A 12254-nucleotide genomic window follows, 5' to 3' on the forward strand; every position below is an offset into this window, starting at 1 on the left:
CGCCGGGCCTGCTCCTCGGCGACGGCGCCGACCCGGCCGCCGACGTCGCCGTCCTGTACCGCCTCGCCCTCGCCGCGGTCGGCGCCTACGCGGACGGACTGCTTTCGGGCGCAACGCAGCTCACCGCACAGCACGTGAGCACCCGGCACCAGTTCGGCAAGCCGCTCGCCGCCTTCCAGGCGGTGGCCCAGCAGATCGCCGACGTCTACGTCACCTCCCGCACCCTGCACGTCGCCGCGCTCGCCGCGGCCTGGCGGGTCGCGCAGGACGCCCGCAACGCCGCCGCGGACGACGACCTCGACGTCACGGCGTACTGGATCGCCACGGAGCTGCCGCCCGCCGTGCGCGTGCTGCACCACCTGCACGGCGGTCTCGGCGTGGACGAGACCTATCCGCTGCATCGCTATTCCTCGACCGCAAAGGATCTGGCGCGCCTGCTCGGCGGCGCCTCGTACCGACTCGACCTCGTGGGGGCCCGGTGTTCATCGATCTGACCGACGAGCAGCGCGCGCTGCAGGCGGAACTGCGACGGTACTTCGCGGACCTGATCTCCCCCGAGGAGGCCGCGATCATGCGCACCGAGCGCCACGGCCCCACCTACCGGGAGGTCGTGCGCCGGATGGGCAAGGACGGCTGGCTCGGCGTCGGCTGGCCCGTCGAATTCGGCGGCCGCGGCTTCGGTGAGGTCGAGCAGCAGATCTTCGTCAACGAGGCCGTGCGCGCCGACGTGCCGCTGCCCAGTGTCACCCTGCAGACGGTCGGGCCGACCCTGCAGGTCTACGGAACCGAGGAACAGAAGCGGAAGTTCCTGCCCGCCATCCTCGCCGGCGAGGTCCACTTCGCGATCGGCTACTCCGAGCCCGACGCCGGGACCGACCTCGCCGCACTGCGCACCACGGCCGTGCGCGACGGCGACCACTACGTCGTGAACGGGCAGAAGATCTTCACCACCGGCGGCCACGACGCCGACTACGTCTGGCTTGCGGTGCGCACCGGCAGCGCCGACTCGAGGCACCGCGGCATCTCGATCCTCATCGTCGACACCAAGGACCCCGGCTTCGGCTGGACCCCCATCATCACCTGCGACGGCGCGCACCACGTCAACGCCACGTACTACAGCGACGTGCGCGTCCCGGTCGAGATGCTCGTCGGCGAGGAGAACGAGGGCTGGAGGCTGATCACCACCCAGCTCAATCACGAACGCGTCATGCTCGGCCCCGCCGGCCGCGTGGGCGGGCTCTACGACCGGGTGTTCGCCTGGGCCCGTTCCCGGGACCTGCTCGGCGAACCCGACGTGCGGCGCGGGCTCGGCGAGATCCACGCGACGTTCCGGCTCAACGAACTGCTCAACTGGCAGGTCGCCGCCAGCGAATCCGAGGCGGTCGACATCGCGGACGCGTCGGCCACCAAGGTGTTCGCCACCGAACGCATCCAGCGTGTCGGCCGGCTCGCGGAGGAGATGGTCGGCCGGTTCGGGGATCCCGGCGACCCGGAGACCGCCGACCTGCTGCGCTGGCTCGACATGCAGGTCAAGCGGAACCTGGTGATCACCTTCGGCGGCGGTGTCAACGAGGTGATGCGGGAACTGATCGCGACGGCGGGCCTGGCCATGCCCCGGGTCCCGCGGTGAAGGGGGACGTGTCGATGAGCGCCGCCGTGCCGTCCCCCCACGACGAGATCCGCGCGGCCGCCGAACGCGTCCGCGCCGACGGGCCGTCCAAGCCGCGTGCGGGCCGCGACCGGGTGAACCTGCCGCTGATCCGCAACTGGCTCGAGGCGATCGGCGACGAGAACCCGATCTACACAGACGAATCCGCCGCGATCGCGGCCGGGCACGGCGGCCTCGTCGCGCCACCCGCGATGGCGCAGGTGTGGACCATGCGCGGCCTCGGCGCCAAGCGCGAGGAGGACGATCCGCTCCGCCGGATGACGGAGATCCTCGACGAGGCGGGCTACACGTCGGTCGTCGCCACGAACTGCGATCAGGTCTACCACCGCTATCTGCGCCACGGCGAGGAGGTGACCATCGAGTCCACCCTCGAGGACCTCGCCGGACCGAAGAAGACCGGCCTCGGCGAGGGCTGGTTCTTCACCACCCGCAGCGTGTGGAAGGTCGGCGACGAGGTGGTCGCCGAAATGCTCTTCCGCATCCTCAAGTTCGCGCCGCCCCTCCGCGAGACCGGCCGAATGTCACATTCTGTCGATTCAACCGAACCGGTGTCACATTCGGCCCCGGCGGTTCCGGCGGACCTCGACCCCACCCGCATGCTGCGGCCGTCCGCGTCGCAGGACACGCGGTTCTTCTGGGACGGTGTCGCCGCGCACGAACTGCGTATCCAGCGGCGGCCCGACGGCACGCTGCAGCACCCGCCGGTGCCGGCGCTGTGGCTGGCCCAGGACGAGACGACCGACTACGTCGTCGCGTCGGGCCGCGGCACCGTCTTCAGCTACGTGGTGCACCACGCGCCGAAGGTGCCGGGGCGGACGGTGCCGTACGTCGTCGCCCTCGTCGAACTCGAGGAAGGCGTTCGTATGCTCGGCGAACTGCGCGGGGTGGACCCCGGCGACGTGCGCATCGGGACGCCGGTCGAGGCGATCTTTCTCGATTTCCCGGGCGACGACGAGACCGGCGGCGACCCCTGGACCCTGTACGCCTGGCAGCCGAGCGAGGAGCGCGCATGAACGCGGGAACGGTCACCGTCGGACAATCCTTGCCGCCGTTGACGATCCGGGCCGATCCGACGTTCGTCGTCTCGACGGCCTTGGCCACCAGGGACTTCCAGGACGTGCACCACGACCGCGACAAGGCGCAGCAGCGCGGGTCGAAGGACATCTTCGTCAACATCCTCACCGACACCGGGCTGGTGCAGCGCTATGTCACCGACTGGGCCGGTCCGCGCGCGGTGCTGAAGTCGGTCTCGCTGCGGCTGGGGGTGCCCTGGTACGCGTACGACTCGCTGACCCTGACCGGGACCGTCGCCGCCGTCGAGGCCGACGGGCGCATCACCGTCGACATCGTCGGCAAGAACGGTCTGGGCGACCACATCACCGCGAAGGCCGTCCTCGAGATCGGAGGCTCCGCATGAGCGACCTGTCCCGCCGCGCCGCCATCGCCGGCATCGGTGCCACCGACTTCTCCAAGGACTCCGGCCGCAGCGAACTGCGCCTGGCCGCGGAGGCGGTGCGGGCGGCGCTGGCCGACGCCGGCCTGCGCCCGGCGGACGTCGACGGCCTGACCTCCTTCACGATGGACACCAACACCGAGATCGCCGTCGCACGTGCGGTGGGGATCCCGAGCCTGAAGTTCTTCTCCCGCGTCCACTACGGCGGCGGCGCGGCATGTGCCACCGTGCAGCAGGCGGCGATGGCCGTCGCCACCGGCGTCGCGGACGTGGTGGTGGTGTACCGGGCCTTCAACGAGCGCTCCGGGGCGCGGTACGGTCAGGTCAACACCGCGCTGTCCGCGCAGGTCAACTCCTCCGGCACCGACTACGCCTTCTCCTATCCGCACGGCCTGGGCACCCCCGCTTCGTTCGTGGCGATGGCCGCCCGGCGCTACATGCACGTCACCGGGGCCACCAGCGCGGACTTCGGGAAGGTCGCCGTCGCGGCCCGCAGGCACGCCGCGACGAATCCGCATGCCTTCTTCCACGGCAGGCCGATCACCCTCGACGACCACCAGAATTCGCGGTGGATCGCGGAACCGCTGCACCTGCTCGACTGCTGCCAGGAGTCCGACGGCGGCGTCGCGCTCGTCGTCACCACGACCGAACGGGCGCGGGACCTGCCCCAGCCGCCGGCCGTGGTGGCGGGGGCCGCCCAGGGCAGCGGACCGGACCAGTACATCATGGCCAGCTACTACCGTGACGGCCTGACGGGGCTGCCCGAGATGGGCATCGTCGGCCGCCAACTGTGGGAGCAGTCCGGCCTCGGCCCGCAGGACGTGCAGACGGCGGTGCTCTACGACCACTTCACGCCGTACGTGCTCATGCAGCTCGAGGAACTCGGGTTCTGTGGGCCCGGCGAGGCGAAGGACTTCGTCGCCGACGGGGCGATCGAGCTCGGCGGCCGGCTGCCCCTCAACACCCACGGCGGCCAGCTCGGCGAGGCATACATCCACGGGATGAACGGCATCGCCGAGGGGGTGCGCCAGCTGCGCGGCACATCCGTCAATCAGGTTCCCGACGTGGAGAACGTACTGGTCACCGCGGGCACCGGCGTGCCGACGTCGGGACTGGTGCTGGCGAGGAGCTGAGGGCGCCGGTGTCCGCCCGGACCCGGGAGGATCCGGCCGGACATCACGGCCGGGAGCCGACCGGGACGGTATAAGTAGGACATGAATTCCGCCTCACACTCAGGCCGCGGCGACGCGGGCCGCGACGCCGACTGGGACGGACCGGCGCCGTCCATGGCGCCGGCGGACCTGCTGCACGACCCGCCGGTCACCCAGCGCGGGGCGCGCCGCCGCGCCGAGCTGATCGCGGCGGCCCGGGTCGTCTTCGAGCGGTCCGGGTTCCTCGACAGCAAGCTCACCGACATCACGCGTGAGGCGAAGTGCTCGACGGGGTCCTTCTACACCTACTTCAACAACAAGGAGGAGGTGTTCGCGGCCGTCCTCCAGGAGGCCCAGGAGGACATGCTGCACCCGGGGATGGGCCGGGCCGCGGGCACCGACGACCCGTACGCGGTGCTCGAGGCCAGCAACCGGGCGTACCTCGAGGCGTACCGCCGCAACGCCCGCCTCATGGTGCTGCTCGAGCAGGTCGCGAGCATCGATCCGCGCTTCCGCGAGCTGCGGCGCCGGCGCGGCGAGACCTTCATCCGGCGCAACGCGCGCAGCATCGCGGAGCTGCAGAAGCGCGGCATCGCCGATCCGGAACTCGATCCGATGCTCGCCTCGCGCGCGCTGTCGGGCATGGTCAGCCGCCTGGCCTACTCGACGCTCGCCCTCGGCGACGCCGAGCCGGTGGATTTCGACGTCCTGGTGACCACCCTGACGCGGCTGTGGGCCAATGCGCTGCGGATCCCGGAGCGCGCCGCCACGGCAACCACTTGAACTCGAGGTTTGATTCAACTAAACAGAGAGGCATCATCCCCGACGAGAGGAACGCCAGTGCACGTCGAAGGCAAGGTCGCCGTTGTCACCGGAGCCGGTAACGGGATCGGCGCCGCACTCGCTGCCCGGCTCGTCGCCGCGGGAGCGCGGGTGCTCGTCGCCGATCTCGACGGCGACGCCGCGCAGCGCGTGGCCCGCGAGCTCGATCCCGACGGCGCCGGTCTGGCCGTGGGCGTCGGCGCCGACGTCGCCGACCCCGACCGGATCCGGGAGATCGTCGACCGCGCCGAGGCCGACCTCGGTCCCGTCGCGCTGTACTTCGCCAACGCCGGAGTCGCCGGGGCAGCGGGGCTCGGCGCCGACGAGTCGGCCTGGGACCTCGCGCTCGACGTGAACCTGCGCGCGCACGTGCGGGCCGCGCAGCTGATGGTGCCGCGATGGCTCGAGCGCGGCGAGGGCTACTTCGTGAGCACCGCCTCCGCCGCCGGGCTGCTCACCCAGATCGGTTCGGCCACCTACTCGGCCACCAAGCACGCCGCCGTCGGATTCGCCGAATGGCTGTCGGTCACCTACGGCGACAAGGGAATCCGCGTCAGTTGCGTGTGCCCCATGGGGGTGAACACCCAGCTGCTGCACGAGGGGGAGACCTCCGGCGAGGGGCTGGGCATGGCGGCCGCGCGGGCCGTCACCTCCGCGGGGGCGGTCCTCGAACCGGCCGACGTCGCGGAGGTGGTGCTCGCGGGGGTCGAGGCCGAGCAGTTCCTGATCCTGCCGCACCCCGAGGTCCTCGACATGTACCGGATGAAGGGCGCCGACTACGACCGCTGGCTCACCGGAATGCGGCGCTATCAGGAACGACTGCTGGCCGGTATCTGACGAGCCGGGAAAACCGCTCGAAACCTGTCGGAGGTCTGTAGCACACTGGGGCGCACATCCGACGACGGGGAGGACTCATGGCCGACGCCATAGTCGCCGAGGGGTTGATCAAGAGGTACGGACGGGTCACGGCCCTCGACGGAATCGATCTGCGAGTCCCGGAAGGGACGGTGACGGCGCTGCTCGGGCCCAACGGCGCCGGCAAGACGACCACGGTGCGGGTGCTCACCACCCTGCTCGTACCGGACGAGGGCCGGGCCACCGTGGCGGGACTCGACGTCGTCGCCGACGCGCGCGCTCTGCGTTCGCACATCGGCGCCTCGGGCCAGTACGCCGCGGTCGACGAGTATCTCACCGGGTTCGAGAATCTCGAAATGGTCGGTCGCCTCTACCATCTGGGTATCAAGCGCAGCCGCGAGCGGGCGCGTGAGCTGCTCGAGCAGTTCGACCTGGTCGAGGCCGGGGACCGTCCGGTCAAGGGCTACTCCGGCGGCATGCGGCGCCGGCTCGACCTCGCCGGTGCGCTGGTGGCGCAGCCACCCGTGCTGTTCCTGGACGAACCCACCACCGGGCTGGACCCGCGGGCCCGGCTCCAGCTGTGGGAGGTCATCGACCAGCTCGTCGCGCAGGGGACGACGCTGCTGCTCACCACCCAGTACATGGAGGAGGCGGAGCGGCTCGCAGACCGGATCGCGGTGATCGACCGGGGCGTCGTGATCGCCCGCGGCACCGCCGACGAACTCAAGAGCCTCGTGGGCGGGGAACGCATCGAGCTGGGGGTCGCGGACGCCGCCACGATCCCGACCGTGCGCCGCGAGCTCGACGACCTCGCGGTCGGCGAGATCCAGGCCGACGCGGGATCCGGTCGCGTCACCGTGCCGGTCAGCGACACCGGCTCGACAGGCAGCGGCGCCGATGTGCTGGCCACGGCGCTCGGCCGGCTGTCCGCGGCGGGCATCCGCGTCACCGATGTGGCGTTGCGCAAACCGACACTGGACGACGTGTTCCTCGCCCTCACCGGGCACGAGGCGGACGAGAAGATCGAGGAGGCGGTGGGATGAACACGGCTCAGATGATGGTGTCGGACGGGGTCACCATCGCCAAGCGCAACGTCATCAAGATCAAGCGCGTGCCCGACCTCATCGTCTTCACGATGCTCTCGCCGATCATGTTCGTGTTGCTGTTCGCGTACGTGTTCGGCAGCGCGATCCAGGTTCCGGGGATGTCCTACCGCGAGTTCCTCATCGCCGGCATCTTCACCCAGACGGTGATCTTCGGGGCGACCTGGACCGGTCTGGGCATGGTCGAGGACCTGCAGAAGGGCATCATCGACCGGTTCCGCTCGCTGCCCATGGCGCCGTCCGCGGTGCTGGTCGGCCGCACCTCCACCGACGTGCTCATCAACGTGCTCAGCCTGGTGGTGATGTCGCTGACGGGCCTGCTCGTCGGGTGGCGGATCCACTCGTCGTTCGGGGAGGCCCTTGCCGGATACGCGCTGCTGTTGTTGTTCGCCTACGCGCTGTCCTGGGTGATGGCGGTGGTGGGGATGTGGATCCGCACGCCGGAGGTGTTCAACAATGCGAGCTTCATGGTGATCTTCCCGTTGTCGTTCGTGGCCAACACGTTCGTCGACATCTCCTCGCTGCCCCCGGTGCTGCAGACGATCGCGGAATGGAACCCGGTGTCGGCCCTGACGCAGGCTGTGCGGGAGTTGTTCGGCAACACCAATCCGGCGATGCCCGTGTCGGACGCGTGGCCGCTGCAGAACCCGATCCTGGCGTCGCTGCTGTGGACGGCCGCGATGCTGATCGTGTTCGTGCCCTTCGCGATCCGTCGCTACCAGAAGGCCGTCAGCCGCTGAGGAACCCTGGTCGACGCGCTGGGGTCGCGCACGGGCCGCGGCCCCAGCCGTCGAACGCGCTACGCGGTGCTCGTGGCCGGACTGGTGCACTTGCCCCCCGACCCGATGGTCAGTGGGAGGTGTGGTCGTTGGTGCCGATGCGGTGGACGTGGATGAGGTCGGTCGAGCCGATGGTGTTCGGGGGTGATCCGGCGACGATGACGACGAGGTCGCCGTGCCGGTAGCGGTCGAGTCGGAGGAGGGCGGTGTCGACTTGGCGGATCATGTCGTCGGTGGTGCGGACGGGGTCGACGAGGAAGGTCTCGGTGCCCCACGTCAGGGCGAGTTGGTTGCGCACTTCGGGCAGCGGGGTGAAGGCCAGTAGTGGCAGCGGGGTGTGCAGGCGGGCGAGGCGGCGGACGGTGTCCCCGGATTGGGTGAACGCGACGAGGGCTTTCGCGTGCAATCGCTCCCCGATGTCGCGGGCGGCGAAGGACAGGACCCCGCCCTTGGTGCGGGGTGTGTGCGTGAGGGCAGGAACGGTGGTGGTTTCGCGTTCGACGGCGGCGAGGATGCGGGCCATGGTGCGGACCGTCTCGATCGGGTACTTGCCGACGGAGGTTTCGCCGGAGAGCATGACAGCGTCGGCGCCGTCGAGGACGGCGTTGGCGACGTCGGAGGCCTCGGCCCGGGTGGGGCGGGAGTTCTCGATCATCGAATCGAGCATTTGGGTGGCCACGATCACCGGCCGCGCGTTCTCGCGGGCGAGTTGCACGGCCTTCTTCTGCAGCAGCGGGACCTGTTCGAGGGGCACTTCGACTCCGAGGTCGCCGCGGGCGACCATGATCGCGTCGAACGCGAGCACGATTGTCTCCAGGTTGTCGACGGCTTCCGGCTTTTCGATCTTCGCGATCACCGGGACGTGGCGGCCGACTCGGTTCATCACCTCGTGGACGCGGTCGATGTCGGCGGCGGCGCGCACGAAGGAGAGTGCGACCAGGTCCACGCCGAGCCGGAGGGCGAATTCGAGGTCGTCGACGTCCTTGTCGGACAGCGCGGGAGCGGAGATGTTCATCCCGGGCAGCGACAGGCCCTTGTTGTTCGACACCGGTCCGCCCTCGAGGACGGTGCAGACCACGTCGGGGCCCTCGACGGCGGTGACAACGAGGTGGAGTTTGCCGTCGTCGACGAGCAGGTGGTCGCCGGGGCGGGCGTCGTCGGCGAGGCGACTGTAGGTGGTGGAGACCCGGTCGTGGTCGCCGGGACAGTCGTCGACGGTGATCCGTACCGTCTCCCCGCTCGCCCACACGGTGGCGCCGTCGGCGAAGCGGCCGAGACGGATCTTCGGCCCCTGCAGGTCCGCGAGGATCCCGACCGATCGGCCGGTGGCCTCCGCGGCCGCCCGGACCCGGTCGTAGTTGGCCTGGTGATCGCTGTGGTCGCCATGGCTGAAGTTCAGCCGGGCGATGTCCATCCCCGACTCCACCAACTCGAGCAGCCCGTCGTCCGTGGCGACCGCGGGCCCGAGGGTGCAGACGATCTTCGCCCGCCGCGGCGACAGCAGGGCGCCGAGATCGAGAGGGGACGCCGCAGCGATGACGGGGCGGACGTGGTCGGTGACGGTCATCGGGATCCTTCGATTCGGGTGCGGTGAAGTGGTTCGGCGCCGGGCCGGCCCTTGTCGGGGCGCCGTCGGGGTGGGCGGGAGCTCAGCGCGCGCTCTCGGCAGTGTGCCGGTAGCGGGCATTGCCGGCGGGGGGTACGAGAGGGCCGGCGGCGGAGGGAAGCCGCGTGTCGTAGGTGTGCGCGATCTCTCGCGCGATGCGAGTGAGGAGCCGGCCCGTCAGGGCGGGGTCCGTCGAGGTATCCCGGTCGGTGTAGTCGCCGAGTGCACAGATTCGGCTGAAACCCGCTTGCTGCCAGCGTGACCGGGGCAGGCTGTTGCGGCCGGCAACGGCGATCACCGGGACCGGGTGGGCGCGGCGAGCCAGGACGGTCAGCAGTTTGCCGTGTTCGGTCTGCTCGTCGATGCTGCCCTCGCCGGTGATCACCAGGTCGGCGCCGGGAAGGTAGCCGTCGAAGTCGAGCAGTTCGAGGAAGAACTCGGCGCCGGACACCATCCGGGCGCCGAGCAGCATGGCGGCGAACCCGATGCCGCCGGCACTGCCGGCCCCTGTGGAGTCGGCCACCGCCCTGGCCTGGGGACAGCCGCTCCGGGTGAACGCGTCGACCAGGTTCTCCAGGCCGTCGTCGAGGTAGCGCACGGTGGCGGGGTCGGCGCCCTTCTGGGGCCCGTACACCGCCGCCGCGCCGGTCGGGCCGGTCAGCGGGTTGGTGACATCACCGGCGACCACGATCTCGATGCCGGTCAGGTTCACCGCCCGGGAGGCGTCGACCGTGTGGACCTGGCGCAGGGTTCGCCCGCAGGCCCGTAGCTGCCGGCCGTTGCTGTCGTAGAAGACGAAGCCCAGCGCCGCGAGCATTCCCATGCCACCGTCGGTGCTGGCGCTGCCGCCCAGGGCGAGGACCAACCGGACGGGGTGGTGGCGCAGGGCGTGGCCGATCGCCTGCCCCATTCCGAGGCTCGACGCGTCGAGGGGGGCCCTTCGGCCGCTCGGGAGGGTGGCGAGCCCGCAGGTGTCGGCGACTTCGACCACAGCGGTGCCGTCGTGGACGCCGATTCGGCCATAGTGCGGCGTTCCGGTTGCTCCGGCCACGGTCACCGGATGGGGAGTGAACCCGCCGGCCACCGCTGCGTCGACGCTTCCGTCACCGCCGTCGGCGAGGGGAAGCCGCCGACTGTCGATGCCCGCCGCGGAAAGTCCGGTCGCCAGATGCTCGGCGACCTCCGCCGCGGAAAGTGACCCCTTGAACTTGTCGGGGGCGACCAGAACCCTCATCGTCAGCCTTTCCGGGTGTGTGGTGTATGCGTCGTTCAGTGCCGGGCGGTGTGCGCGTCGTCGAGGCGTTCGTGGTCGATGCGGACTGCGTCGGCCTCGGCGAAGAGGGCGGGGGCGGTGTTGTCGCGATGTGGGTCGTGACGGTGCCTGTCCCGGGGTTCCTGTTCGAGGATCTCCATGTCGAAGTCGTTCTCGGTCTCCCCGGCTGGTGGGGGGAGTACCTCGCCGGCGAAGACGCGGCGGGCCCGGTCGACATCGAGTTCGTGGTTCCACTTGGCGACGAACAGGGTGGCGACGGCGTTGCCGATGAAGTTGACCAGGGCGCGGCACTCGGACATGAATTTGTCGATGCCGAAGATCAGCATGATGCCGGCGGCGGGAATGGTGCCGAGGGTGCTCAAGGTTGCGGTCAGGGCGATGAATCCGCCTCCGGCTACGCCCGCTGCGCCCTTCGAGGTGAGCAGCATGACACCGAGCAGTCCGAGTTGCTGGGGGATCGACAGGTCGGTGTTGGTGGCCTGCGCGATGTACAGGGCGGCGAGGGAGAGGTAGATGGCGGCGCCGTCGAGGTTGAAGCTGTAGCCGGTGGGAACGACCAGTCCGACGGTGGTCTTCTTGACGCCGGCATACTCCATCTTCCGCATCAGGCCGGGCAGGGCGGGCTCGGCTGTGGAGGTGCCCAGGATGAGCAGGAGTTCTTCCTTGAAGAATCCGAGCATGCGGAAGATGTTGAGCCGCAGGTACGCCATGACCGATCCGAGGACCACGATCACGAAGAACGCGGAGGTGACGTAGAACAGCAGGATCAGGCTGCCCAGGCTGGTGAGGGTGGAAACGCCGTACTTTCCGATGGCGAAGGCCATCGCGCCGAATGCGCCGAGCGGAGCGAGCTTCATGATGAAACCGAGCACCTTGAAGATCACCGCGGTGAGGCGTTCGACGGCGTCCCGGATCGGTGCCGCGACCTGTCCGACCGCGTTGATCGCGACGCCGAAGATGACGGCGAGGAAGATGACCTGGAGGATGTCGCCCTCGACGAACGGACCGAGGACGCTGTCCGGGACCAGGTGGGTGATGAACTCCCACCACTGTTTCTCTTCGCCGCTCTTGATCAGCGTCTCGGCGGAGTCGGTGGTTTCGAGAGAGGCCGCGTCGGCGTTCACACCGTCGCCGAGGCGGAAGATGTTGATGGCCACCAGGCCGGTGATCATGGCGATGATGGTGCCGACCTGGAAGTAGGTCAGTGCCTTGATTCCGGTCACCCCCACCTTCTTCAGGTCCGCGACGCTCGCGATGCCGCCGACGATGGTGAGGAACACGATCGGGCAGATCAGCATCTTCATCGCGGTGATGAAGGTGGTGCCGATCGGTTCCATGGCCTCGCCGGTGTCAGGCCAGAGCCATCCGACGAGAATGCCGAGCACGATGGCGATCAGGACCCAGAAGTACAGTTGTCTGTACCAAGGCTTCTTCACAGTCGCCGGTGGGGAACTCGCTGCGCTACTGGGTGTTTGCATGACATGCACCTCGGGTGAGAGTTTCGGGCGGAAGGTCGGGTGGGCACGGCCGGATCCGGGGCCCC

At 69.7% G+C, this 12254-nt stretch carries 12 protein-coding genes; 9 read left to right on the top strand and 3 right to left on the bottom strand.

Going from position 1 to position 12254, the window contains the following annotated elements; all coding sequences use genetic code 11:
* The 9 genes from CQZ88_RS31765 to CQZ88_RS24335 all read left to right on the top strand — a co-directional run.
* A partial coding sequence (locus CQZ88_RS31765; RefSeq protein ID WP_258008766.1) for an acyl-CoA dehydrogenase family protein occupies positions 1–494 on the top strand: 494 nt, incomplete at its 5' end.
* A complete protein-coding gene (locus CQZ88_RS24300) occupies positions 479–1630 on the top strand; it encodes an acyl-CoA dehydrogenase family protein (protein ID WP_006943410.1) in 1152 nt (383 codons plus the stop codon). The genes CQZ88_RS31765 and CQZ88_RS24300, both read left to right, overlap by 16 nt.
* 14 nt (positions 1631–1644) lie before the next feature.
* Positions 1645–2682, top strand: a complete 1038-nt coding sequence (locus CQZ88_RS24305) for a bifunctional MaoC family dehydratase N-terminal/OB-fold nucleic acid binding domain-containing protein (protein ID WP_102800446.1) — start codon at positions 1645–1647, stop codon at positions 2680–2682.
* Positions 2679–3086, top strand: a complete 408-nt coding sequence (locus CQZ88_RS24310; protein ID WP_006943405.1) for a MaoC family dehydratase — start codon at positions 2679–2681, stop codon at positions 3084–3086. The genes CQZ88_RS24305 and CQZ88_RS24310 overlap by 4 nt, the downstream gene beginning before the upstream one ends.
* Positions 3083–4255, top strand: a complete 1173-nt coding sequence (locus CQZ88_RS24315) for a lipid-transfer protein (protein ID WP_006943399.1) — start codon at positions 3083–3085, stop codon at positions 4253–4255. Before CQZ88_RS24310 ends, CQZ88_RS24315 begins: the two co-directional genes overlap by 4 nt.
* 81 nt (positions 4256–4336) lie before the next feature.
* Positions 4337–5056, top strand: a complete 720-nt coding sequence (locus tag CQZ88_RS24320) for a TetR/AcrR family transcriptional regulator (protein WP_043797593.1) — start codon at positions 4337–4339, stop codon at positions 5054–5056.
* A 57-nt stretch (positions 5057–5113) separates the two neighbouring features.
* Positions 5114–5932, top strand: coding sequence for an SDR family oxidoreductase (locus CQZ88_RS24325; RefSeq protein WP_006943395.1), 819 nt, complete (start codon positions 5114–5116; stop codon positions 5930–5932).
* A gap of 77 nt (positions 5933–6009) precedes the next feature.
* Entirely contained in the window at positions 6010–6993 is a 984-nt protein-coding gene (locus CQZ88_RS24330; protein ID WP_006943394.1) for a daunorubicin resistance protein DrrA family ABC transporter ATP-binding protein, read from the top strand.
* Positions 6990–7793: an ABC transporter permease gene (locus CQZ88_RS24335; RefSeq protein WP_006943393.1), complete on the top strand. Its 804-nt coding sequence runs from the start codon at positions 6990–6992 to the stop codon at positions 7791–7793. The genes CQZ88_RS24330 and CQZ88_RS24335 overlap by 4 nt, the downstream gene beginning before the upstream one ends.
* A gap of 109 nt (positions 7794–7902) precedes the next feature.
* On the opposite strand, the gene pyk is transcribed toward CQZ88_RS24335, so the two are convergent.
* The 3 genes from pyk to dctA form a co-directional block, all read right to left on the bottom strand.
* Positions 7903–9399, bottom strand: a complete 1497-nt coding sequence (pyk, locus tag CQZ88_RS24340) for a pyruvate kinase (RefSeq protein ID WP_006943392.1) — start codon at positions 9397–9399, stop codon at positions 7903–7905.
* 82 nt (positions 9400–9481) lie between these two features.
* Positions 9482–10672 (bottom strand): glycerate kinase, encoded by a 1191-nt coding sequence (locus CQZ88_RS24345; protein ID WP_006943391.1) that lies wholly within the window; start codon positions 10670–10672, stop codon positions 9482–9484.
* A gap of 35 nt (positions 10673–10707) precedes the next feature.
* On the bottom strand, positions 10708–12189 hold the full coding sequence (gene dctA / locus CQZ88_RS24350) for a C4-dicarboxylate transporter DctA (RefSeq protein ID WP_037200455.1): 1482 nt from the start codon (positions 12187–12189) through the stop codon (positions 10708–10710).
* Positions 12190–12254: the final 65 nt, after the last annotated feature.

The sequence above is a fragment of the Rhodococcus sp. ENV425 genome (genome assembly GCF_002887785.1).
GTDB classification, from domain to species: domain Bacteria; phylum Actinomycetota; class Actinomycetes; order Mycobacteriales; family Mycobacteriaceae; genus Rhodococcus; species Rhodococcus aetherivorans.